The organism is Winogradskyella ouciana, assembly GCF_009709615.1.
Classification (GTDB): Bacteria; Bacteroidota; Bacteroidia; order Flavobacteriales; family Flavobacteriaceae; genus Winogradskyella; species Winogradskyella ouciana.
Genome location: NZ_WJYA01000004.1, coordinates 796,941 through 822,620, shown reverse-complemented (window position 1 = coordinate 822,620; position 25,680 = coordinate 796,941). Strand labels below are relative to the sequence as shown.

The window sequence follows — 25,680 nt, the reverse complement described above, 5'->3', positions numbered from 1 at the left end:
ATGAGATCCTGAAACTAGTTCAGGATAAATTGGACTAACAGACTTTACTTCGCCTTCGGCTCGTAAAGTCAGAGTCTCTTTTAATTAAAGTTCATCTCTTCCTTAGCTTTCATCATTTCATCAAACTCTTCTTTAGAACCTACAATAATGCTATCATATTCTCTAACACCTGTACCAGCAGGTATTCTATGTCCTACAATAACATTTTCCTTAAGTCCTTCAAGAGTATCTACCTTGCCATTTACCGCTGCTTCGTTAAGAACTTTAGTTGTTTCTTGGAACGATGCCGCAGATATAAACGATTTGGTTTGTAATGACGCTCTTGTAATACCTTGTAATATTGGCGTAGCTGTTGCAGGTTGTGCGTCTCTAGCCGTTACAAGATTCTTATCTTCTCTTCTTAGGATTGAGTTTTCATCTCTAAGTTGTCTTACAGAAATAATCTGACCAGATTTTAAATTCTCAGAATCACCTGCTTCTTCCACCACTTTCATACCGAAAATTTTATCGTTTTCTTCAATGAAATCTGATTTATGTACAAGTTGATTTTCTAAGAAGATGGTATCACCAGAATCTATAATTCTAACTTTACGCATCATCTGTCTTACAACTACCTCGAAATGTTTATCATTAATTTTTACACCTTGTAAACGATAAACTTCTTGAACTTCGTTCACTAAATATTGCTGAACCGCAGACGGGCCTTTAATGTTTAATATATCGTTAGGTGTTATTGAGCCATCAGATAAAGGCATACCTGCTTTTACATAATCATTTTCTTGTACAAGAATTTGATTAGATAATTTCACCAAGTATTTCTTTATTTCTCCTAGTTTAGACTCTATAATGATTTCACGATTACCTCGTTTAATCTTACCGAATGATACCACACCGTCAATCTCACTAACTACAGCAGGATTTGAAGGGTTACGAGCTTCAAACAATTCCGTTACACGTGGAAGACCACCAGTAATATCACCTGCTTTTGCAGATTTACGAGGAATCTTTACTAAAATCTTACCGATGTCAATTTTATCTCCATCATCGATCATAATATGTGCACCAACTGGTAAATTGTAAGAACGTATAGTTTCTCCTTTCTTATCTTCAATCAATAACGTTGGAATCAACTTCTTGTTTCTAGATTCTGAAATTACTTTCTCCTGGAAACCTGTTTGTTCATCAATCTCTACCTGATAGGTTACACCTTGCTCAATGTTTTCATATCTCACCTTACCGGCAAATTCTGAAATAATTACACCGTTGTAAGGATCCCATTGACAGATTACATCTCCTTTTTTCACTTTAGCTCCTGGCTTCACAAATATGTGAGAACCATAAGGAATATTGTTGGTACTTAAAACAATACCTGTCTTGGCATCTACAAGTTTCAGTTCTGAAGTTCTAGAGATTACAACATCTACTTCGTTACCATCATTATCTTTAGACTTAACAGTTTTTAAATCTTCTATTTCAGCAATACCATCAAACTTAACAGTCAATTTATTCTCTTCAGAAATGTTACCTGCAATACCACCTACGTGGAATGTACGTAGCGTTAACTGTGTTCCTGGTTCACCAATAGATTGTGCAGCAACTACACCAACAGCTTCACCACGTTGTACCATCTTACCTGTAGCAAGATTACGTCCATAACAATTTACACAGATACCTTTCTTAGCCTCACATGTTAATGGCGAACGAACCTCAATAGATTCTACAGCTGAATTACCTATTCGCTTAGCGATGACATCATTGATATGTCCACCAGCTTCAACAATCAGCTCTTCTGTTAGTGGGTCATAAACATCATTTAACGATGTTCTACCAACTATTCTAGCTTCTAGAGTTTCAACGATTTCTTCATTTTTCTTAAGTGCAGAAACCTCAATACCTCTTAATGTACCACAATCCTCTTCGTAAACGATGACATCTTGTGAAACATCTACTAGACGACGCGTTAAGTAACCAGCATCCGCCGTTTTAAGAGCCGTATCTGCAAGACCTTTACGAGCACCGTGAGTAGAAATAAAGTATTCTAAAATTGAAAGTCCTTCCTTAAAGTTAGATAAAATCGGGTTTTCAATAATCTCGCCACCACCAGCATTCGATTTTTTAGGCTTAGCCATTAAACCACGCATACCAGTTAACTGACGAATCTGCTCCTTAGATCCACGAGCACCAGAGTCTAGCATCATAAACACCGAGTTAAACCCTTGCTGATCCTCACGAATACGCTTCATGGATAATTCTGTCAATTCAGCATTTGTCGATGTCCAAATATCAATAACTTGGTTATAACGTTCATTGTTGGTAATAAGTCCCATGTTATAGTTACCCATAATACCATCAACCTGCTTGTTTGCAGAATCAATCATTGTTTGCTTTTCTTGTGGTATGATAATATCACCTAAACTAAATGATAATCCACCTTGGAATGCAAACTTATATCCTAATGTCTTAATCTCATCTAAGAATTCCGCTGTTTCAGGAACAGAAGTTACTTTAAGAATATTACCAATAATATCTCTTAACGATTTTTTGGTTAATACCTCATTAATGTATCCAGCTGCTTCAGGTACTTTTTCGTTGAAAAGTACACGACCAACAGTTGTTTCAATAATTTGAGTTGTTAATTCACCCTCTTCATTGAAGTCTTTAGTTCTTACTTTAATACCAGCGTTAAGGTCTACTTTTTTCTCGTTGTAAGCAATAGTTACTTCTTCTGGAGAATAGAATGTTAGACCCTCACCTTTAACCGTATAATCCTTATCAGTCTTACGTAGCTTAGTCATATAATAAAGACCAAGTACCATATCCTGAGAAGGAACTGTTACAGGCGAACCATTTGCTGGGTTCAATATGTTATGAGAAGCTAACATTAAAAGTTGTGCTTCTAAAATTGCCTCTGGTCCTAACGGTAAATGCACAGCCATTTGGTCACCATCGAAATCGGCATTAAATGCAGTACACACTAATGGGTGTAACTGGATTGCCTTACCTTCGATAAGTTTAGGCTGGAATGCCTGAATACCAAGTCTGTGTAATGTAGGAGCACGGTTTAGTAATACTGGATGTCCTTTAAGAACATTCTCTAAGATATCCCAAACTACAGGCTCTTTTCTGTCTATAATTTTCTTTGCAGATTTTACTGTCTTTACAATACCTCTTTCAATTAATTTTCTAATGATGAAAGGCTTATAAAGCTCTGCTGCCATATTTTTTGGCAATCCACATTCAAATAACTTTAATTCTGGTCCAACAACAATTACCGAACGTGCAGAGTAATCAACACGCTTACCAAGTAAGTTCTGACGGAAACGTCCTTGCTTACCTTTAAGTGAATCTGATAACGATTTAAGTGGTCTGTTAGAATCTGTTTTTACTGCTGATGACTTACGTGTGTTATCAAATAATGAATCTACTGATTCTTGTAACATACGCTTTTCATTACGTAAAATCACCTCTGGTGCTTTTATCTCAACCAATCTTTTAAGACGGTTGTTACGGATAATTACACGACGATACAAATCATTTAAATCTGATGTTGCAAAACGACCACCATCTAAAGGTACTAAAGGTCTTAATTCTGGTGGAATTACAGGCACAGCCTTCATGATCATCCACTCTGGTCTGTTCTCTCTATTCTCGTTAGACTCTCTAAACGCTTCAACAACTTGAAGACGCTTTAATGCTTCAGTTTTACGTTGCTTAGAAGTTTCATTATTTGCTTTGTGTCTTAAATCATATGACAATTGATCTAAATCAATACGAGATAATAATTCAATTAAACACTCAGCTCCCATTTTAGCGATAAACTTGTTTGGGTCTGAATCTTCCAAATATTGGTTTTCTTGTGGAAGTGTTTCAAGAATGTTTAAGTATTCTTCTTCCGTTAAGAAATCCATTTTTTGAACTGGTTCTCCTTCAGCATTTACAGCAGTACCTGGTTGAATAACCACATAACGCTCGTAATAGATGATCATATCTAATTTCTTAGAAGGTAATCCTAATAAGTAACCAATTTTGTTTGGTAACGAACGGAAATACCAGATATGAGCAACAGGCACCACTAAGTTGATGTGACCTACTCTATCTCTACGTACTTTCTTTTCTGTTACTTCTACACCACAACGGTCACAAACAATACCTTTGTAGCGAATTCTTTTATATTTACCACAAGCACACTCAAAATCCTTTACAGGACCAAAAATACGCTCACAGAACAAACCATCACGTTCTGGTTTGTGAGTTCGATAATTAATAGTTTCTGGCTTTAATACTTCACCACGAGATGCTGCTAAAACAGATTCAGGTGATGCTAAACCGATAGAAATTTTGTTAAACTTCTGTACTGTATTCTTATCTTGTCTTCTTGCCATTTTTTTATAGTCTTCAGTTTGCAGTTTGCAGTCCTCAGTCGTTCTAAAAATGCAGTATAATACTGCCTACTGACGACTGCTTACTGCCGACCTAATTTATTCTTCTAATCTAATATCTAATCCTAAACCTTTCAATTCGTGCATAAGTACGTTGAACGATTCTGGTAGTCCTGGTTCTGGCATTGGCTCTCCCTTAACGATAGCTTCGTAAGTTTTTGCTCTACCTATAACGTCATCTGATTTTACAGTTAAGATTTCACGTAACGTACTTGATGCTCCATAAGCCTCAAGTGCCCAAACCTCCATCTCACCAAAACGCTGACCACCAAATTGTGCTTTACCACCTAATGGCTGTTGTGTAATTAATGAATAAGGTCCTATAGAACGTGCGTGCATCTTATCGTCAATCATGTGGCCCAGTTTAATCATATAGATGACACCAACTGTTGCCGGTTGATCAAAACGATCTCCTGTACCACCATCATAAAGATATGTATGACCAAATCTTGGGATACCAGCTTCATCTGTATATTCATTGATTTGGTCTAGCGTAGCCCCATCAAAAATTGGTGTTGCATACGTTTTACCAAGATCTTTACCAGCCCATCCCAATACGGTTTCATAAATCTGACCAATATTCATACGAGATGGTACGCCTAATGGATTCAATACGATATCTACTGGAGTTCCATCTTCCAAGAATGGCATATCCTCTTGACGAACGATACGTGCAACGATACCTTTGTTACCGTGACGACCTGCCATCTTATCACCTACTTTAAGCTTTCGCTTTTTAGCGATGTAAACTTTAGCAAGCTTAATGATACCTGCTGGTAATTCATCACCAACAGAGATGGTAAACTTCTCACGTCTTAATGACCCTTGAAGGTCATTTTCCTTAATCTTATAGTTGTGGATTAAGTCTGCTACAAGTTCGTTTGTTTTATCATCAGTGGTCCACTTTCCAGATGTTAAGTGCGTGTAATCATCTACAGCATTCAACATTTTTAAGGTGTACTTTTTACCTTTTGGAATGATTTCCTCACCAAGATCATTATAGATACCTTGTGCTGTTTTACCATTTACAATAGCAAATAGTTTTTCAACTAAAATAGACTGTAAATCATCAAAACGCTTATCGTAAGCATCTTCTAATTTCTCGATATCTTCTTTATCTTGAGCTCTCTTTCTCTTATCTTTTACTGCTCTGGCAAATAATTTTTTATCTATTACAACTCCATTCAGTGATGGAGATGCTTTTAAAGATGCATCTTTTACATCACCTGCTTTATCACCGAAAATTGCTCTCAGTAATTTTTCTTCTGGAGTTGGATCTGATTCACCTTTTGGAGTAATCTTACCTATTAAGATATCGCCTGGTTTGATCTCAGCACCAATGCGAATCATACCATGTTCATCTAAATCCTTAGTGGCTTCTTCAGAAACGTTAGGAATATCATTGGTCAACTCTTCATTACCCAACTTTGTATCTCTAACTTCTAATGAATACTCATCGATATGGATAGATGTAAAGATATCGTCACGTACTACTTTTTCTGAAATTACAATCGCATCCTCAAAGTTATACCCTTTCCAAGGCATAAAGGCTACTTTCATATTTCTACCTAAAGCTAATTCACCATTTTGAGTCGCATAACCTTCGCAAAGTACTTGACCTTTAGCAACTTTATCACCTTTCTCAACGATAGGCTTTAAGTTAATAGAAGTTCCTTGGTTTGTTTTTCTAAACTTAACTAAAGGATATTCTTTAGTGTCGCTATCGAAACTTACCATGGCTTCCTCCTCAGTACGCTTGTATTTGATGATGATTTTATCTGCATCAACATATTCTACAACACCTTCTCCTTCAGCATTTATCAATACTCTAGAATCTGATGCTACCTGACGCTCTAAACCTGTACCAACGATTGGTGCTTCTGGACGCAATAGTGGAACGGCCTGACGCATCATGTTAGATCCCATCAATGCACGGTTGGCATCATCATGCTCCAAGAATGGAATCAACGATGCCGATATCGATGCAATCTGGTTAGGTGCAACATCTGTGTAATTAACATTTGTTGGCTCAATTACAGGGAAATCACCTTCTTGACGTGCAATTACTTTATCATGCTGAATCTTTCCTTTGCCATCAACCTCTACAGTTGCTTGAGCTATCATTTGCTCCTCCTCTTCCTCAGCACTTAAATATGTTGGTGTGTTTTTAATATCAACGACACCGTTATCAACTTTTCTATATGGAGTTTCAATGAATCCCATTGAATTCACCTTTGCGAAAACAGACAATGAAGATATTAATCCAATGTTTGGTCCTTCTGGTGTTTCAATAGGACATAAACGTCCGTAGTGAGTATAGTGAACATCACGTACCTCGAAACCTGCTCTCTCTCTCGATAAACCACCAGGTCCTAATGCAGATAAACGACGCTTATGCGTAATCTCCGCCAAAGGATTGGTTTGATCCATAAATTGAGATAACTGGTTTGTACCGAAGAAGGAATTAATTACCGAAGACAATGTCTTAGCGTTAATTAAATCTATCGGTGTAAATACTTCGTTATCACGAACGTTCATACGCTCACGAATAGTACGAGCCATACGAGCCAAACCAACACCAAATTGCGTAGATAACTGCTCACCTACTGTACGTACACGACGGTTAGATAAGTGATCGATATCATCAATCTCTGCTTTAGAGTTGATAAGCTCAATTAAATATTTAATAATGGTAATGATATCTTCTTTGGTAAGCACTTGCTTATCCATTCCGATATCTAATCCTAATTTTTTGTTCATTCTATAACGACCTACTTCACCTAAAGAGTAACGTTGGTCAGAGAAGAATAACTTGTCAATTATACCACGAGCTGTTTCCTCATCTGGCGGCTCTGCATTACGCAATTGACGGTAGATATGCTCAACAGCTTCTTTTTCAGAGTTTGTTGGATCCTTCTGTAATGTGTTATGTATGATTGCGTAATCTCCTTGCTGAGCACTTTCTTTGTGTAAAAGAATGGTTTTTACTTCAGCCTCAAGGATTTCTTCAATATTCTCCTTATCGATTATAGTGTCACGATCTAATACAATCTCGTTACGCTCAATAGATACAACTTCACCAGTATCTTCATCAACGAAATCCTCGTGCCAAGTGTTAAGCACACGTGCAGCAAGTTTACGACCGATAACTTTCTTTAATCCAGATTTTGAAACCTTCACCTCTTCTGCAAGGTCAAAAATCTCTAAAATATCTTTATCTCGTTCAAATCCGATAGCACGGAAAAGTGTTGTAACCGGTAATTTTTTCTTTCTATCAATATAAGCATACATTACGCTATTGATATCTGTAGCAAATTCTATCCAAGATCCCTTAAAAGGAATAACTCTTGCAGAATATAATTTTGTTCCATTAGCATGGAACGACTGGCTAAAGAATACACCAGGTGATCTGTGCAATTGAGATACAACTACACGTTCTGCACCATTGATACAAAATGTACCACTTGGTGTCATATATGGAATGGTACCTAAATATACATCTTGAACGATTGTTTCGAAATCCTCATGCTCAGGATCCGTACAATACAATTTCAATCTTGCTTTTAAAGGCACACTGTATGTTAATCCTCTTTCAATACATTCTTCGATAGTATATCTTGGCGGATCAATGAAGTAATCTAAAAATTCTAATACGAATTGATTACGTGTGTCTGTAATTGGGAAGTTCTCCATGAAGGTATTGTACAGCCCTTCATTTCCTCTTTCTTCTGACTTTGTTTCTAATTGGAAAAAATCCTGGAAGGATTTAATTTGAATATCCAAAAAGTCTGGGTAATCTGTTCTATTTACAATAGAAGAGAAATTAATTCTTTCAGCCTTTTTTGCTAACATTGATGAACGAGATTTTATTAAATAAAAACTATAAAGTGTATATAACGTTTATATACACAAAAGGGTTTAGGTCCTATCCCGAAGTTTTTTCGGGACAGACCTAAACCATATGTTGTAGGTTAAGGTAAGCTTACTTAAGCTCAACCTCAGCTCCTGCCTCTTCTAACTGAGTTTTTAAAGCTTCAGCTTCGTCTTTTGCAACACCTTCTTTAATTGGGCTTGGTGCGTCATCTACTAATCCTTTAGCATCTTTTAAACCTAAACCAGTTAATTCTTTAACTAATTTAACTACTGCTAATTTAGAACCACCAGCTGCTTTTAATATTACGTCGAATTCAGTTTGCTCTTCAGCAGCGTCTCCACCACCTGCAGCAGCACCACCAGCAACAGCTACAGCTGCAGCAGCAGGCTCAATACCGTACTCGTCTTTTAATATAGTTGCTAATTCATTAACTTCTTTTACTGTTAAGTTAACTAATTGTTCTGCGAAATCTTTTAAATCTGCCATTTTTCTATTGTTTTAATCTGTGTGTGTTTATTATAATTTTTTAATTGTGTTCTTTGTGATTATCCTTCTCTTTCGGATAATGTTTTTACAATTCCAGCGATTGTTCCACCACTAGATTTAAGTGCTGAAATAACATTCTTAGCAGGAGATTGTAATAATGTAACGATCTCGCCAATAAGTTCTTCTCTAGACTTAATATCTACTAATGTGTCTAATAAATCGTCTCCAACATAAATTGCTTCTTCAATGAAAGCACCTTTTAACAAAGGCTTCTCTGATTTTTTACGAAACTCTTTAATTACTTTTGCCGGAGCATTACCTGTTTCAGAATACATTACAGATGTATTACCTTTTAAAGTCGTTGGTAACTCACCGAAATCCTTGTCCGATGCTTCCATTGCTTTCTCTAAAAGTGTATTCTTCACAACAGCTAACTTTATGTTAGACTTGAAACACGCTCTTCTTAAATTTGAAGTTGTTGCTGCATCTAATCCAGAAATATCTGTTAAATAGATATTTGTATTATCTGCTAATTGAGCAGTCAACTCTTCAATTACTACGGATTTTTCTTCTCTTGTCATAATATTCTAAGTTTAACTACTACCCTATTTTTGTGTCAATTGCAATACTTGGACTCATTGTACTAGACATATAAATGCTCTTTACATATGTTCCTTTAGATGCTGTTGGTTTCAATTTCATCAAAGTTGTCAATAACTCATTTGCGTTACCAACCAATTTTTCAGTGCTAAATGATGCCTTGCCAATTGGTGCGTGTACAATGCCTGTTTTATCAACTTTAAAATCTATCTTACCAGCCTTTACTTCACTAACAGCCTTACCTATGTCCATAGTAACTGTACCAGTCTTAGGGTTTGGCATAAGACCTCTTGGCCCTAATACTCTACCTAATGGTCCTAACTTACCCATAACGCTTGGCATAGTAACGATAACGTCAACATCTGTCCAACCTTCTTTTATTTTCTGTAAGTATTCATCTAACCCAACATAATCAGCACCAGCTTCTTTAGCCTCTGCTTCTTTATCTGGAGTTACTAATGCAAGAACCTTCATGTCTTTACCTGTACCGTGTGGTAAAGAAACCACTCCACGCACCATTTGATTGGCTTTTCGTGGATCTACACCTAATCTAACTGCTAAATCTACTGAAGCGTCAAACTTTGTATATGTAATTTCTTTTAGTAAAGCTGAAGCTTCTTCTACGGAGTAAAGCTTGTTATTATCAACCTTTGCTCTTGCTTCTTTTTGCTTCTTTGTTAATCTTGCCATTTCTAAAAATTTAGTTTGGAGCTTCTCCTCCTTTAACAGTGATACCCATCGATCTTGCTGTACCAGCTACCATTTTCATAGCTGATCCGATTTCAAATGCATTTAAATCTTGCATTTTATCTTCAGCAATCGCTTTAACTTGATCCCAAGTTACTTTTGCTACTTTACGTCGGTTAGGTTCTCCTGATCCTTTCTTTACTTTGGCCGCTTCTAATAATTGTACTGCTGCTGGTGGAGTTTTGATTACAAAGTCAAATGATTTGTCTTTGAAAACCGAAATTACCACAGGTAATACTTTACCTGGTCTATCTTGGGTTCTAGCATTAAATTGCTTACAGAACTCCATAATATTAACTCCAGCGGCACCTAAAGCGGGTCCTACCGGTGGCGATGGATTCGCAGCACCTCCCCGAACTTGTAACTTAACTACTTTGTCTAGTTCTTTTGCCATTTTTTAAATTTTAGTGCGCTTGTCTATTTTGGAAGCTTAGACCATGCGCTATCTTTATTGTAACAATTATTATAACTTTTCTACTTGCATATAGCTTAACTCTAATGGTGTTTTTCTTCCGAAAATCTTAACCATTACCTCTAGCTTACGCTTTTCTTCATTTATCTTCTCGATAGTACCATCAAATCCGTTGAAAGGACCATCGATAACTTTTACAGTTTCTCCTTTTGTAAACGGGATTGCAACATTAGCATCTGCTTCAATTGCCAATTCATCTACTTTACCTAACATTCTATTTACTTCAGACTGTCTTAATGGCACAGGGTCTCCTCCTTTTGTCTCACCTAAAAAACCAATAACATTAGTAATTGATTTAATAATGTGAGGTATCTCACCACTTAAATTGGCTTGTATCATAATGTAACCTGGGAAATAAACTTTCTCTTTGTTTATTTTCTTTCCGTTACGTATTTGAATCACTTTTTCGGTAGGCACTAATACTTGATCAACAAAATCCTCTAAACCTAACCTAGAAATTTCATTTTCTATGTAGGTCTTAATTTTATTCTCTTGACCGCTTACTGCTCTAACAACATACCATTTTTTTTCTGACATCTTCTCTCTTGTATATTTGTTAGTTTAAAAAATCAAAATAAGCTTTCACAGCTTTACTGAACACAGTGTCTACACCCCAAATAGCCAAAGAAAAAATAATTGAAAACACTGCTACAAGAACAGTCAATCTTTGAGCTTCTGGCCATGGTGTCCATGACACATGGTTTTTTAACTCCTCAAATGATTCCTTTATATATGTAATTACTCCTGCCATTTGTATATCTTTTTTAAGCTAAGTTGTTAGCTCATTTTGTCTTGCACGGGTTGAGAGACTCGAACTCCCGACACCTGGTTTTGGAGACCAGTGCTCTACCAACTGAGCTAAACCCGTAAATAATAATCAAGGCATCCCGATTTTTCGGGACACCTTAATATATCATTTAACTATAATTTGTTTAGTCTAAAATTTCAGTTACCTGACCAGCACCAACTGTTCTACCACCTTCACGGATAGCGAAACGTAAACCTACATTCATTGCAATTGGTTGGATTAACTCAACAGTAATAGTTAAGTTATCACCAGGCATTACCATTTCAACACCATCTGGCAACTGAATGTTTCCAGTTACGTCAGTTGTACGTACGTAGAACTGTGGACGGTAGTTGTTATGGAATGGAGTGTGACGTCCACCTTCTTCTTTCTTAAGGATATAAACCTCAGCTTTAAATTTAGCGTGTGGTGTTACAGAACCTGGCTTAGTAATTACCATACCTCTAGAGATTTGAGTTTTCTCAATACCTCTTAATAAGATACCAGCGTTATCACCAGCTTCACCTCTATCTAATATTTGACGGAACATCTCGATACCAGTAATAGTAGAATTTAATTTCTCAGCACCCATACCGATGATTTCAACTGGGTCACCTGTGTTAGCTACACCAGTCTCAATACGACCAGTTGCTACTGTACCACGACCAGTAATAGAGAATACATCTTCAATAGGCATTAAGAAAGGCTTGTCCATATCACGAACTGGCTCTTCAATCCACTCATCTACATTCTTCATTAATTCCATCACAGAATCAACCCACTTTTGCTCACCGTTAAGTGCACCTAAGGCAGAACCCGCAATTACAGGACCATTATCACCATCATATTCGTAGAATGATAATAAATCTCTGATTTCCATTTCAACCAATTCTAACAACTCTTCATCATCAACCATATCCACTTTATTCATGAATACAACGATACGAGGAATACCTACCTGGCGTCCAAGTAAGATATGCTCACGAGTTTGTGGCATAGGACCATCTGTTGCAGCAACAACCAAGATAGCACCATCCATTTGAGCTGCACCAGTAACCATGTTCTTTACGTAATCCGCGTGACCTGGACAGTCAACGTGAGCGTAATGACGATTTGCTGTTGCATATTCGACGTGTGAAGTATTAATTGTAATACCTCTTTCTTTCTCCTCTGGAGCATTATCAATTTGATCAAACGACATCGCGCTTGATAAACCTGCATCAGCTAATACTTTAGTAATAGCAGCAGTTAAAGTTGTTTTACCGTGATCTACGTGTCCAATAGTACCAATGTTTAAATGTGGTTTTGAACGATCGAAAGTTGCCTTTGCCATGTTTAATTTATTTTAATCTTTAATATTAGTGTTCAATTTTTGTTCTAAACTATCTTAGAAAAAAGAGCCAATGACGAGATTTGAACTCGTGACCTCTTCCTTACCAAGGAAACGCTCTACCCCTGAGCTACACCGGCGTAAAGTGTTTTGATTCTCTCTCTGAATGAGTGAGATTCCTGCCTTCGCAGGAAATTTAGAGCGGGAGACCGGGTTCGAACCGGCGACATTCAGCTTGGAAGGCTGACGCTCTACCAACTGAGCTACTCCCGCATTTATAATTAAGTCTCCTTAATTAATGGTTTTCAATATTTCAAATGGATCTCTGCTTTTTGCTCGATCCTTTTCAATTAAATCAAGAATAAAACTTTTATCTTTTATTCATGGTTTATAAATAAGGATTACTTCGCTTCGCTCAGTGACCCGTGAAGGGAGACCCTTCACTAAAAATTTTAAAACACTGCTTTTACAAAAGCGAGCTTTTGACAACAGCTTATTTAAAATTTTTGTGGGGAGAGCAGGATTCGAACCTGCGAAGTCGAAAGACAACAGAGTTACAGTCTGTCCTCGTTGGCCGCTTGAGTATCTCCCCAATTTTATTCAAAATTTCAAAACATAAACATCTAAATTTTAAGCACTTATTTAGATATTTAAGAGCCGATAGAGGGACTCGAACCCACGACCTGCTGATTACAAATCAGCTGCTCTAGCCAGCTGAGCTATATCGGCTTTTTCTTACTTTTTTACAGTCAAATTTAGACCACAAAAAAGTCCGCTATTTCTAACGGACTGCAAATGTAGTGTTTTATTTTTTTATTCAAAACATTTTTGAAAAAATTTTAATTAAGTTCTTGCTCTTAACTTTTCTTTTCTCTTTTTAATTTGCCGCTCTAAAGAAGCTACAGCAATATCAGTACCTTCTTCAAAAGTTTTGCATTGTTTTTTCACAACAAAACTATCACCAGGAACACGCACTTTGGCTTCAAAAATTTTGTTTTCCTTGTCACTGGTGTTTTCAACCTTCAAATAAACATCAGACTGAATTATTTTATCATAGAACATATCTAACTTATCCATTCTTCTTTGAATAAAATCAATTAATTTTCTGTCTGCTGTGAAATTAACGGATTGGGTGTTTACTTTCATACGCTGCTTTTTAAGTTATACGATGATATTGAAAAACTTCAATATTTCTTTTGCTGCTAAGGTTAGTATACTTAGCGAATATTTCTTGGATGAGATTTAGCGTACACTTTTTTTAATTCTGCAATACCATTATGCGTATATACCTGCGTAGCTGCTAAACTTGTGTGTCCAAGAAGTTCTTTTACTGCATTTAAATCGGCACCTTCATTTAATAAATGTGTTGCAAACGAATGCCTTAATACATGTGGGCTACATTTTGCCTTTGAAGATGCTTTACTAAAATACTTATTTATTATTCTGTAAACAAGCATTTCGTAAACTTTAAGACCTTTTTTTGTTAAAAATAATTGATCTTTATCTTCAATTATTGGCAACTGAGCCCTATAGTCAATGTATCGCCCCAACGACTCAACCAAAGTATCTATAAGTGGAATGTAGCGTTCCTTGTTACGCTTACCCAAAACCTTAAGTTGTTTTTTACTGAAATCAATGTCTGAGGTTTTAATATTAACCAGTTCAATCCGTCTTATACCTGTGGCATAAAATAACTCAATAATGAGCTGGTCTCTTGCACTTTCAAAATCATTAATCTCAATGGAATGTTCTAGGACTTGTTTCAATTCTTCTTCTGAAAAAGGTAAATGTACTTTCTTGCCTACCTTAAGTGCTCTATGTTGTTTTAATGGATTAGCTTCTATTTGCTGAATCTTTTGCAAAAATTTATAATATGAGTTGAGCGAAGATATTTTTCTATTTATCGTCCTATTAGATATTCCGCTATTGACCAGTTCCACTATCCATTGTCTTATTTCTGAATAACCTACTTTAAAAATTGGGATTTCATCATGAGCTTCTTTTAAGAACTCTTGAAACATTTCTAAATCACGGATATAAGCTAAAGCTGTATGTTTAGAATATTTCTTCTCTAATAATAAATAGTCTGAAAATGCTTTAAGGCTCATAGGTCAATTTTGTCAAAAATTAAATATAACCTTTTACATCGGAAAATTTACAAATGAAAATAAAAAAGTCCCACTAAGAGCAGGACTGTGATTCAGTTTTAAAAGCTTTTACTGAGTCGCTGGTTTATAAGACTTCTTGTCTATAATGATTTTGGAAAGTATTTCTTTAAGAATTTCAGATGTTCCGCCTCCTATTGGACCAAGTCTGCTATCCCTAAATATTCTGGCAAGCGGATATTCTTCCATATAACCATAACCACCCAAAAACTGTAAACAGTTATAGGCAACTTCATCTGCCATCTTAGTGGATTTTAGTTTAGATATTGTAGCCTCTTCAACTACATAAGCACCTTTTTCTAATTGGTCAGCAACCATATAATTATAGCTTTTACATAGTTGCATATCTGCATGCATATCTACGAACCTATGACGTAAAGCCTGATACTTATCTAAAGACTTTCCGAATGTTGTTCTCTCGGACATATACTGCAACGTATATTCTAATGCATATTCTGCTCTGGCATGTGCGTTGATTCCCATAATTAATCGCTCTAGTGCAAAATGCTGCATAATATATGGAAAGCCTTTTCCCTCTTCGCTCATCAACTGACTCGCAGGTACTTTAACATTATCAAAAGCTATCTCTCCAGTATCTGAAGCGCGCCAACCTAATTTGTCTAGTTTTGTAGCGGACACACCTTCGGTATTACTATCTACAACAAAAATGCTAATACCTTTGTTACCCAATTCTGGGCTGGTTTTAGCAGCAACAACCATATAATCACTATAAACACCATTTGTTATAAAAGTCTTAGAGCCATTAATAATATAATAGTCTCCGTCTTTCACAGCAGTAGTTCTCATACCAGCCACATCACTTCCACCAAATGGCTCTGTAACACAAAGGCAACCTATCATATCTCCAGAAATACTGTTTGCCAGATATTTTGATTTTATTGCGTCGTCACCTTCTTTATTAAGATGGGTCATTGCCAGGTATGCATGTGCCCAAATGGCTGCGGCAAAACCACCTGAATTAATTCTTTGTAATTCTTCAAGTAGAATAACGGTGTAAAATAAGTCTAAATCCAGTCCTCCGTATTTTTCAGGATATGCCAGACCAAAGTAACCCATATCACCAAATTTCTTCCAGATGAAACGCTCTATATGACCAGTTTCTTCCCATTTTTCGATATGAGGCACAACCTCTTTTTGCAAAAAACCCCTAAGACTTTCTCTAAATAAATTATGTTCTTCCGTGAAATATATATTAGACATATGGTGCAATTTTTACAGATGCAAATATAACTTAATTATCTCGATCTTTTTGATAGGAAAGTCTTCAACTTTTGTTAATTCTTCTAAAGATTTAAAGCCATCGCGCAACGTTCGTTCTTCAATAATGTTATTAGCAACTTCGTAATCTATATATTGAATTGTAACCAATTCATCTCTAGTTGCAGAATTTATGTTGTGCTTTGTGATTTCTCTCGGTGTTTTTACTGTGAAGTCATTTTTTATACGCTCAATCACCTCTGGCGTTAATCCCCAAACTTCCATAAGCTCTACATCTGCTAAAAAACCACCTTTGTGCTTCTTTCGATATTGAATAATGCGCTCTGAAAGTTTCTCACCCACTCCATATACTTTCTGTAGTTGTGAAGCTGTTGCTTTATTTAAGTCAATTTTTTGAGTATAAGTTTTGGGTGTGTTGTTTGAAAATGAGTTACTATATGCATTTGATTTAGGTTTCGGATTTGTCACCCAATCTGGAAATTTAAAATAAGGAGATATTGTTGCTAAAAATGAATCCGACACTTTTGTCACATTCTGAAACTCCTTAGCTGAATTTACCCAACGATTAGTTTCCCTAAATTGATGGAGCCTATCAATTTCTTCATTAGTCATCCCTAAAGTGTAACCTTTATAATCTGTAATGTAATTCGGATTGAAAGGATAGATTTTAGGTTTGGTGTTTTCAATTTCCACCACGTGAAGCGAATCTAACTCCTTTCTAAAAGTTTCTAATTGCTTATTATTGACCGGAACATTGTCATTGGAAAAATCGACAAATGCGCAAATGCACTGTGCTATTATTATGATGAAAATTAATAAAAAAATCCCATTCCGTTGTTGATTAGAAAACTGGAAATGGGATTTCATCAATAAACTATTTATGTTTAAAGCTTTTCATTTAAATCTTCAGCACCATCATCAATAGCATCTTCTTTAACACTTATTGCCCTGTAATATTTACTAAGTTCTTTCTTAATTATTGGTGATAGCAATACCACTCCTATGATGTTAGGTACAACCATAGCAAAAATCATGGCATCTGAGAAGTCGATTACCGCTCCTAAACTTATTGAAGCTCCGACCACAACAAAAAACAAGAATAATATTTTATACGCCAAGTCAGTTAGCTTTCCTTTTCCGAATAAAAACACCCAGCCTTGCATACCGTAGTAAGACCAAGAGATCATTGTTGAAAATGCAAATAGAATTACCGCAATGGTAAGTATGATTGAGAAATGTGGAATTACGGAATCAAAAGCACTTGCAGTAATTTCTACACCCTCAGTAATTTCTACACCATACTCCATAAATCCTCCATCAAAATTGGTGATTACAATTACCAGAGCTGTCATTGTACAGATAACAACCGTATCTACAAATGGCTCTAATAAGGCGACAATACCTTCGGAAGCAGGATATTTTGTTCTAACTGCTGAGTGGGCAATTGCTGCCGACCCAACACCAGCTTCGTTTGAAAATGCACCTCTTCTAATACCTTGAATCATAACTCCAACAAGTCCACCTGCAATACCTAAGCCTGTAAATGCACCATTGTAAATCAAGCTAAACGCATCATCAATTAAAGAAAAGTTTGCACCAAGGATAATTAAAGCGGCAAGAACATAAATCCCAGCCATAAATGGTACAATTTTCTCCGTTACTTTTGCTATACGCTTTATACCTCCGATAATAACAACAGCCACTAAAACTGCCATTACCAACCCAAAATATAAACCTGCATTATCTGAAGTTTCTAAATCGAATAATTTTACAAATTGAGCAGCTGCTTGATTGGCCTGGAACATGTTACCACCTCCAAAAGAACCACCAATTACAAATATGGCAAACAACACGGCCAAGACCTTACCAAAGCCTCCCATACCTTTTGATTTTAATCCTTTGGTTAAATAATACATAGGACCTCCATACACGGTACCGTCTTCACCAACATCCCTATATTTTACACCCAATGTACACTCGGCAAATTTTGACGCCATACCTAACAAGCCGGCTACAATCATCCAAAACGTTGCACCAGGACCACCAATGGACAAGGCCACTGCTACACCAGCAATATTTCCCAAACCAACAGTAGCGGATAATGCAGCTGTTAAAGCCTGAAAATGTGACACCTCACCGTCTGCACCTTCATCTCTAATAGTTTCTATGAGGTCTTCACCTTCATTTGGCGTACTATCCCCATACAATGTATCTGCCTGAGGTTTATTTTCATCTAAGTTTGCTGTAACGGCAATACCTTCATCTCCGTACAATTGATCTGCTCCATGCTTTTCAATATCCTCGTATTGGCCTCTAACAACTTTTATCGCTGTTCTAAAGCCTGTAATGTTTATGAATTTAAAATATATCGTAAAATACAAAGCACCACCAATCAACACAATTAATACCCAAGGAATTTGGTAGGTTTCTGAAAATGGAATTTCGTAAAATATACCATCAACAAACCAACCTGTATAGTCCTTAAAAATTCTATCGATTTTTTCAGAGGTAGTTTCTTGTGCAAAATTCAATAATGGTAAAGAAAGTGCAAAAAGTGATAGAAGATATTTCTTCATGAGTATAGTTATTAGTTAGTTTTTATATTAAAGCCGACAAGATGCTAAAAAAATTTGAGTTTATAAAGCCTTAGACGTTAAAATGGTTTTAGAGCTTAAACAATATTGTATTCAGAATTTAAACGTTGTATCTGTTCTGGACGCCCAAGAACAATAATTTTGGAGCCAGCTACTAATTTAGTGCTTGCCTCAGGATTAACAACATAATCGCCTTTGGCATCCTTAAAACCAATGACTGTACAACCCGTTTTTTTGCGAAGATCTAAGTCTCTTATAGTTCTTGCCTCTTTAACATTATAAAGTTGTTCTACTTTTATCTCTTCTACATTAATATTTCTTTCTCCAACAATTCCTAAATTATCAATAAACTCTACTAAATCTGGTATTACAACTAAAGATGCCATGTGGTCTCCTCCAATCCTATCTGGTAAAATAACATTATTGGCACCTGCCAATTTGAGCTTATTATATGATGTCTCTTCTGACGCTCTACTGATTATGGTCATTCCATTATTAATTTGTCTAGCAGATAACACTACAAACAAATTGTCGGCATCACTCGGTAAGGCACAAATTAAAGTACTTGCTCGTTCAATGCCAGCATCATACAGCGTTTGATCCTCATTGGCATTTCCATAAACAAATGGAATATCGTCTTCTTGGAATCTTTCTATCACATCCTTATTACGTTCTATAACTAAAAATGGCTTATTATAGGCCAGCAACTTTTTTGCTGCTTGCTTGCCATTGCGACCATAACCACAAATGACAATATGGTCGGTCATTTCATCTATTTTCTTCTGCATCCTACGTTGTTTTATATCTTCAAAATTATTTTTGCTCAAAATATACTCAGTGATTATTGAAATTGCATATCCAACAATGACGACACTAGAGAGTATTAAAAATATGGTGAAAATCTTGGCTTCTGTATCCAAAGGGTTTACTTCACCATAACCAACAGTTGTAATAGTTATAACTGTCATATAAACAGCATCAATCCAACTATATTCTGAAACAAACCTATATCCAAAAACACCTATACAAAGCACAAAAAAAAGCAATAACAGTGCCGTATAAATTTTAGACCTAAAAAGTTTAATGAGAGGGTTATTCATACTATAGATCAAATACTGATGAGCGTTTTGTATAAATTATATCCTTAATCCGTATCCAAAATGCCAAAAACAAATACAGTGCAAAACCAAACCCAACTGTTACAAAGGTTAAGTACATAAATGAGGTTCTAACAATCTTAGCCCTTATACCTAAGCGGTCTGCTATCCGTTGGCAAACATAGTAACCACGTTTTTGAAAATAATGTAATAGGGTGTAAAACAAATTCATACTGCAATATATAGCAAATAGCTCAATTTTTAACGATTAGTTGATTTCCTATAGCACATTGCAAACATTTATTTTTGTCGCAATAGTGTTGTTTTAGTTGTAATAATGCTTGAGAACTCAGCGCATTTTTTTCTAATGATTTTAACTGTAAAAACTTTTTGACAATACTGTTGTTTTCAAGCTTTATTTCTTTAATGAGGTCAAATAATTCACCTTCAATTGATTGTCCTTGATATTTTGCGTAACTAAATTTTAAAGGAATAATAGTGTTAATGATTAGTAAATCTATAAAAGACTTGGTCAATAGTTTCTTAGAAATTTTTGAAGCTTTAGCAAATGTGTAATGCGTCATCCAAAACTCATTGACCCCTTTGTTAAATAGTTTGTAAAACTCATCTTTTTTATTCATTACCATCACTTTAGAAAATAGCTGGTGCTCCGTAGTATATACATTTGCAAATTGCGACAAACGTATTGTAGGGAAATTAGGTGGTCTTAACCTAAAAAACTGCAAAGGCAAAACCCCTTCATTTCTAAGTGTGAATTTTTGCTTTAAATATTGATAGCGTAATTTTAAATCCGAGTGGTAGGCCTCTTGCACATCATCATCCAACAAACCCGCTTGTCCAAATAACAAAGCTTCCATTTCCAATACATCATTTTGAAGTTTCCTCACCACTGAATAATCAATTGATTTTGCTAAGCTTAGAAAAGCTTCACCATTTACTTTAAGTCCGAAATTCTTCAATAACATTATAAACAAAACGGCTTCCCAATCGTTATTGGACTGTTGTAAAAGTGTAGAAATATCATCAGATTTTCGCTCTAAGCGTTCTATGAACAAACGCTCTAACCAATTGTTTAACAGAAAATCATCTATATCCGAAAAATCAGCCTCACAATTAATCCAAGATTTGGACTTCATTAGTTTTTGATAATTCCCAAATAGAGCATCGTCAACATAGTGTTTCAATACAAGTGTTGGAATTTCAGAATTGTCTTTTCTAAAAACCTCTGTATCATGTTCCCATACGACATGAAGGATAACATTATCGTAGGCTTTATCTTTTTCATGATTGTGCAAGTACCAATCAGACGATTTTATATGAATTTCTATATTTCCAGCCCAAAGTTGACCATTAATACTTAATTGCCCATTAAAAAAATCTGGACCAGCATTATGATTATGCTGACCAAGATGTTTTATGGAAATGGTCTCTCCGCTTACTGTTTTAAGGGATTGTGATGAAAATGCCTTGTGTTTCCAAACGTAATGAAGAAAGTCTTCTTGCATGGTTCTAAAATAGACATTTGAATTGAAACAAAAAAGACGAAAAATACGTAATCCTACGTATAAAAACCGACTGTTTTTATGATTAACTTGTAGTCGTAAACCAATACCAACCCACTATGCGTTACTTTGCTTTAAAAAACGATTTTCCTGAATTAGAAGAACGTAAGCGCGTTATTAAACGATTAACCAGCCTCAAAGAAGATCTTGACGAAAAAATTCCTGAAAAAATCTTTAATGAAAATGTGCTTATTGCCACATGGAACATAAGGGATTTTGACTCCAATCAATATGGTTATGGTCCACGTACCAAGGAAGCTTTTTTCTATATGTCCGAGATTATCTCAAGTTTTGATTTGGTCGCTATACAAGAAGTCAATGAAGACCTTTTTGCCTTTAACCGTTTAATGTACGTTATGGGTGACCAGTGGGATTATATAATGACAGATGTCACCGAAGGTCATTCTGGCAATGGTGAACGTATGGCCTATATCTACGACACCAACCGTGTATCTTTTCAGAAAGTGGCAGGTGAAATTGTACTGACTCCCAGTAAGCTTATAGGTGACAAAAAGCAGTTTGCCCGAACACCTTTTTTAGTAGCTTTTCAATCTGGTTGGTTTAAGTTTAAACTTTGTACTGTTCATATTTATTTTGGTTCGGCTTCTGGGGAAAAACTAAAACAACGTATTGAAGAAATAGACACCATAGCAGAAAACTTAAAAAAGCGCGCTAAACGCTATGACGAAAACCTCATTCTTTTAGGTGACTTTAATATTTATAGTCCAGAGCACAAAACCATGAAAGCCTTAAAAAAACATGGCTTTAAAATTCCAAAAGGTATTGAAGACAACCCAAGTAATATGTACCAAACCAAACACTATGATCAAATTGCCTTTATGGAAAAAAAAGGTGAAGTTGTGCACGGAGATCAAGACAATAGTGCCGGCGCCTATAATTATTACAATAGGGTTTTTAGCACACGTCAGTTTACTGACTATCAAGAAGTAGTTTTACAAAATTTAAAGGGCAAACTTGCAAAGCAAAAAGATAAGTTAGCCAACACTACCGATGCTGAAAAGAAAGTAAAAATACAGAAATCGATAGATGAGTTTAAGGCTATTATTGCCGATCCGGATGCACAAAAAGAGTACTACAAAAAAGAGTGGCGTACTTTTCAACTCAGCGATCACCTTCCAATGTGGACTGAGCTAAAAATAAATTTCAGTTTAACGTATTTAGAGAAGATTAAGAATGAATAAGACCAATACTTGTCTAACTCAGTCCGTTTTACTAACTTTAAAATAAAAACAAAAGTTATGAAACGCATATTATTAATCTTGGCAGTGGTTGCTACTGTAATGAGTTGCAGCCGAGATGAAGACCACAATTATTCTGCTATTGAAAATTTAATTGGCCAATGGGAACTACAAAGCAGAATCCTTAATGACACCGATCCACAACCAACGGACGATGCCAAATTTATCTTTAGAGACGATAATGACATTAGAGATTTTAAAGGCTTGTTTACTTTAGAAAGCAATGATACAAGTTCCGGCACATTTAAGATTACTAACAATGGAAATGTGATGGAATTTGAAACATCCAATGGGATCACTTTCTCTTATGAATACATTTTAAATACAGCTACTTTAGTTCTAGGTTATGCCAATGCCGATGGTGACGTTGTTAAAGAAACTTGGATAAAGACAAGCAATTTTATAGATTAATTAAGACGACTTTGTTTTAAAAAAATCAAATGCCCAAAGTATTTCTTTGGGCATTTGATTTTTATTATTGAGTGTTCTGTCTTTAAGTAAAACAGATGCAGAAAAACATGGCTATTCAATATAACCCTTCTCACGCATCCAATCGTCATTAAACATTTTACCTACGTAACGACTTCCATGGTCGTGATAAAGTACTACCACAACATCATCTGGTTTAAAATGTTCTTTCAATTGTAGCACACCTTTTATAGCTGCTCCTGCTGAGTTACCCAAGAACATACCTTCTTCTTTTGCCAACAATTGCGTGTAAACCGCTGCATCCTTATCGGTAACTTTGGTAAACCCATCGATAATGCTAAAGTCCACATTTTCTGGCAATATATCTTCACCAATACCTTCAGTGACATAAGGGTAGATTTCGTTTTCGTCAAACACACCTGATTCATGATATTTTTTAAACACAGAACCATAAGTGTCCACTCCCCAAACTTTAATATCCGGGTTTTGTTCCTTTAGGTACTTCCCTACTCCAGAAATGGTTCCACCTGTACCAACACCAACTACAAAATGAGTAATCTTACCGTCTGTTTGTTTCCAAATTTCTGGTCCAGTGCTTTGGTAGTGTGCTTTAGTATTGCTTGGGTTATCATATTGATTGACATACCAAGAATTCGGTGTTTCTTCACCCAAACGTTTAGACACCGAATAATAACTACGTGGATCGTCTGGCTCAACATCTGTTGGGCAAACCACAACCTCAGCTCCCATAGCCTTTAGCACATCCATTTTCTCTTTAGACTGCTTATCACTAATCACGAAAATGCACTTGTAACCTTTTACAATAGCAGCTAAAGCCAAGCCCATACCTGTATTACCAGAAGTTCCTTCTATAATTGTTCCGCCTGGCTTCAATCTTCCGTCAGCTTCTGCATCTTCGATCATTTGCAATGCCATACGGTCTTTAACCGAGTTTCCTGGGTTAAAAGTTTCGTATTTAGCGAGTACCAAACAAGGCAGCTCTTCAACCAGTTTATTCATTTTTACTAGAGGAGTGTTTCCTATAGTCCCTAATATATTTTCTGCGTAGTCCATAAAATCAATTTGCGGTGCAAATTTAAGTATAAAGTAATAAGTAGAAAGTAAAAAGTTGGTTATGTTTTCAATGCTATTAGCTGATTAAAAAATTCCAAACATCAAAAACTAAATTCCAAATTTTCAAGAAAAAATATTGAATATAGCAACATAAAAAATCGCTTAGAAAAGGTATAAAAATCAATGGCTAAGCAACAAACACCATTTGATCCCTTCTGGGGGAAAATTACAAGCCATTGGATAAGCTATAAGTTATACCAAGGGGCTTTTAATCAAACCGAATGGCCTTCACCGGTGAAATTCTTGAGATGATAATTGATGGAATCATCAACATTAATAAACAAGCAATGAAAGTTCCTATATTCAGCAATAAGATGTAGTCCCAACTGATATAAACTGGTGCTTCACTGACGTAATAAGTATCTGGATTTAAAGGAAATAATTTAAAATACTTCTGAGTGAATAATAGGCCAAGTCCTATAAGATTTCCCCAAATTAAACCCAAACCAATTAAATAAGAGGCATTATATAAAAACACCTTTCTTATGGACCAATTAGAACTTCCCAAGGCTTTTAGAACACCTATCATGTTGGTTCGCTCTAAGATCAGTACCAATAGTGTGGTTATCATGTTAATACCAGCAACGATAATCATAATTGCGATGATGATATTTGTGTTGCTATCAAAAATTTTGATCCATTCAAAAACGGTGTAGTATTTTTTATTGACAGGTCTGGCATTGAGATAAGAACCAGATTCTTTATAAACCTGTGGAACTATTTCATCTAATTCTGAAAAATCATCTACAAAAACTTCAAAACTGCCTATTTCTTCAGCTTTCCATTTATTGAGACGTTGTATATGTCTTATATCTGCAATGCAGAATTTTTCGTCCAATTCCTGGAAACCAGAATTATAAATTCCTACGATTTCATAGTTGATAATACGAGGTGGTCTTTCAAGGTTTTCGCCAAACAGGGTTTGAAATTTATCTCCGACATTAAAGCCTAATCGATTCGCCAAATAACTTGAAATTAAAATCTCTTCATTTCGTTTTCCTGTAAAATCAGGCAGACGACCTTCAACCAAAAACTCCTTGAAATAATCCCATTTATAATCCGCTCCTACGCCTTTTACTACGACACCTTCAAAATCGGTTTCTGTTCTAATAACGGCAAACTTTGTGGCAACGGCTTGTATATGTGTTACTCCTTCAACTGAATTGAATTCAGGGTAAAAATCTTGATCTTTGGAAATAGGTACTTGGGATTCATCGGAAGCATTGGTATCGAAATTGGTAATTTCTATATGACCATTAAAAGCCACAACCTTATCCCTTATCTTTTGCTGTAAGCCCAAACCTGTGGCAATAGCAATGAGCATAACAATAATACCAATAGCAATTGCGGCAATTCCAATTTTAATTATTGGTGCCGAAACACTACTTTTATACGCTTTACTGCCAATAATGCGTTTAGCTATAAACAACTCAAAATTCAAAATC

Annotated in this window: 21 protein-coding genes and 5 tRNA genes; 2 read left to right on the top strand and 24 right to left on the bottom strand. The window is 35.8% G+C overall.

Annotation, left to right across the window (positions count from 1 at the left end; genetic code table 11):
- Positions 1 to 80 precede the first annotated feature (80 nt).
- The 22 genes from rpoC to F1003_RS07545 all read right to left on the bottom strand — a co-directional run bounded on the left by rpoC (position 81) and on the right by F1003_RS07545 (position 21,356).
- Positions 81 to 4,382, bottom strand: a complete 4,302-nt coding sequence (gene rpoC / locus F1003_RS07650; RefSeq protein WP_155088604.1) for a DNA-directed RNA polymerase subunit beta' — start codon at positions 4,380 to 4,382, stop codon at positions 81 to 83.
- Positions 4,383 to 4,478: 96 nt separating this feature from the next.
- Positions 4,479 to 8,291 (bottom strand): DNA-directed RNA polymerase subunit beta, encoded by a 3,813-nt coding sequence (gene rpoB / locus F1003_RS07645; RefSeq protein WP_155088603.1) that lies wholly within the window; start codon positions 8,289 to 8,291, stop codon positions 4,479 to 4,481.
- 130 nt (positions 8,292 to 8,421) lie between these two features.
- The gene (gene rplL, locus F1003_RS07640; protein WP_155088602.1) at positions 8,422 to 8,799 is read right to left on the bottom strand and encodes a 50S ribosomal protein L7/L12; all 378 of its coding nucleotides are present in this window, start codon (positions 8,797 to 8,799) and stop codon (positions 8,422 to 8,424) included.
- Positions 8,800 to 8,858: 59 nt separating this feature from the next.
- Positions 8,859 to 9,380 (bottom strand): 50S ribosomal protein L10, encoded by a 522-nt coding sequence (rplJ, locus tag F1003_RS07635; RefSeq protein WP_155088601.1) that lies wholly within the window; start codon positions 9,378 to 9,380, stop codon positions 8,859 to 8,861.
- 19 nt (positions 9,381 to 9,399) lie between these two features.
- Positions 9,400 to 10,089 carry a 50S ribosomal protein L1 gene (gene rplA / locus F1003_RS07630; RefSeq protein ID WP_155088600.1) on the bottom strand — a complete coding sequence of 230 codons (690 nt, stop codon included), beginning with the start codon at positions 10,087 to 10,089 and terminating at the stop codon, positions 9,400 to 9,402.
- Between the two features lie 10 nt (positions 10,090 to 10,099).
- Positions 10,100 to 10,540, bottom strand: a complete 441-nt coding sequence (gene rplK / locus F1003_RS07625) for a 50S ribosomal protein L11 (RefSeq protein WP_155088599.1) — start codon at positions 10,538 to 10,540, stop codon at positions 10,100 to 10,102.
- A gap of 69 nt (positions 10,541 to 10,609) precedes the next feature.
- Positions 10,610 to 11,155: a transcription termination/antitermination protein NusG gene (gene nusG / locus F1003_RS07620; protein ID WP_155088598.1), complete on the bottom strand. Its 546-nt coding sequence runs from the start codon at positions 11,153 to 11,155 to the stop codon at positions 10,610 to 10,612.
- Positions 11,156 to 11,174: 19 nt separating this feature from the next.
- The gene (secE, locus tag F1003_RS07615; protein ID WP_155088597.1) at positions 11,175 to 11,369 is read right to left on the bottom strand and encodes a preprotein translocase subunit SecE; all 195 of its coding nucleotides are present in this window, start codon (positions 11,367 to 11,369) and stop codon (positions 11,175 to 11,177) included.
- Between the two features lie 44 nt (positions 11,370 to 11,413).
- Positions 11,414 to 11,486 (bottom strand) — tRNA-Trp (locus tag F1003_RS07610).
- Between the two features lie 64 nt (positions 11,487 to 11,550).
- The gene (gene tuf / locus F1003_RS07605; protein WP_155088596.1) at positions 11,551 to 12,738 is read right to left on the bottom strand and encodes an elongation factor Tu; all 1,188 of its coding nucleotides are present in this window, start codon (positions 12,736 to 12,738) and stop codon (positions 11,551 to 11,553) included.
- A 65-nt stretch (positions 12,739 to 12,803) separates the two neighbouring features.
- Positions 12,804 to 12,875 (bottom strand) — tRNA-Thr (locus F1003_RS07600).
- Between the two features lie 60 nt (positions 12,876 to 12,935).
- Positions 12,936 to 13,008 (bottom strand) — tRNA-Gly (locus F1003_RS07595).
- A 236-nt stretch (positions 13,009 to 13,244) separates the two neighbouring features.
- Positions 13,245 to 13,327 (bottom strand) — tRNA-Tyr (locus F1003_RS07590).
- 63 nt (positions 13,328 to 13,390) lie between these two features.
- Positions 13,391 to 13,464, bottom strand: a tRNA-Thr gene (locus tag F1003_RS07585).
- Between the two features lie 114 nt (positions 13,465 to 13,578).
- Complete coding sequence (gene hpf / locus F1003_RS07580; RefSeq protein ID WP_155088595.1) at positions 13,579 to 13,881, bottom strand: ribosome hibernation-promoting factor, HPF/YfiA family; 303 nt, start codon at positions 13,879 to 13,881, stop codon at positions 13,579 to 13,581.
- Positions 13,882 to 13,952: 71 nt separating this feature from the next.
- Positions 13,953 to 14,843, bottom strand: a complete 891-nt coding sequence (locus F1003_RS07575) for a tyrosine-type recombinase/integrase (RefSeq protein ID WP_155088594.1) — start codon at positions 14,841 to 14,843, stop codon at positions 13,953 to 13,955.
- Between the two features lie 108 nt (positions 14,844 to 14,951).
- Entirely contained in the window at positions 14,952 to 16,121 is a 1,170-nt protein-coding gene (locus F1003_RS07570; protein ID WP_155088593.1) for an acyl-CoA dehydrogenase family protein, read from the bottom strand.
- 12 nt (positions 16,122 to 16,133) lie between these two features.
- Positions 16,134 to 17,006, bottom strand: a complete 873-nt coding sequence (locus F1003_RS07565; protein ID WP_155088592.1) for a ComEA family DNA-binding protein — start codon at positions 17,004 to 17,006, stop codon at positions 16,134 to 16,136.
- Positions 17,007 to 17,023: 17 nt separating this feature from the next.
- Complete coding sequence (locus tag F1003_RS07560) at positions 17,024 to 18,715, bottom strand: alanine/glycine:cation symporter family protein (protein WP_155088591.1); 1,692 nt, start codon at positions 18,713 to 18,715, stop codon at positions 17,024 to 17,026.
- A 95-nt stretch (positions 18,716 to 18,810) separates the two neighbouring features.
- Positions 18,811 to 19,833 (bottom strand): potassium channel family protein, encoded by a 1,023-nt coding sequence (locus F1003_RS07555; RefSeq protein ID WP_155088590.1) that lies wholly within the window; start codon positions 19,831 to 19,833, stop codon positions 18,811 to 18,813.
- A gap of 1 nt (position 19,834) precedes the next feature.
- Entirely contained in the window at positions 19,835 to 20,062 is a 228-nt protein-coding gene (locus F1003_RS07550) for a PspC domain-containing protein (RefSeq protein WP_155088589.1), read from the bottom strand.
- A 22-nt stretch (positions 20,063 to 20,084) separates the two neighbouring features.
- Positions 20,085 to 21,356 (bottom strand): DUF2851 family protein, encoded by a 1,272-nt coding sequence (locus F1003_RS07545; RefSeq protein ID WP_155088588.1) that lies wholly within the window; start codon positions 21,354 to 21,356, stop codon positions 20,085 to 20,087.
- 116 nt (positions 21,357 to 21,472) lie between these two features.
- On the opposite strand from F1003_RS07545, the gene F1003_RS07540 reads away from it, so the two are divergent.
- Together F1003_RS07540 and F1003_RS07535 are read left to right on the top strand one after the other, a co-directional pair.
- On the top strand, positions 21,473 to 22,615 hold the full coding sequence (locus tag F1003_RS07540) for an endonuclease/exonuclease/phosphatase family protein (RefSeq protein WP_155088587.1): 1,143 nt from the start codon (positions 21,473 to 21,475) through the stop codon (positions 22,613 to 22,615).
- Between the two features lie 57 nt (positions 22,616 to 22,672).
- Complete coding sequence (locus F1003_RS07535; protein ID WP_155088586.1) at positions 22,673 to 23,083, top strand: lipocalin family protein; 411 nt, start codon at positions 22,673 to 22,675, stop codon at positions 23,081 to 23,083.
- A 111-nt stretch (positions 23,084 to 23,194) separates the two neighbouring features.
- On the opposite strand, the gene F1003_RS07530 is transcribed toward F1003_RS07535, so the two are convergent.
- Both F1003_RS07530 and F1003_RS07525 read right to left on the bottom strand, forming a co-directional pair.
- Positions 23,195 to 24,175 carry a PLP-dependent cysteine synthase family protein gene (locus tag F1003_RS07530; RefSeq protein WP_155088585.1) on the bottom strand — a complete coding sequence of 327 codons (981 nt, stop codon included), beginning with the start codon at positions 24,173 to 24,175 and terminating at the stop codon, positions 23,195 to 23,197.
- A 268-nt stretch (positions 24,176 to 24,443) separates the two neighbouring features.
- Positions 24,444 to 25,676, bottom strand: coding sequence for an ABC transporter permease (locus F1003_RS07525; protein ID WP_155088584.1), 1,233 nt, complete (start codon positions 25,674 to 25,676; stop codon positions 24,444 to 24,446).
- Positions 25,677 to 25,680: the final 4 nt, after the last annotated feature.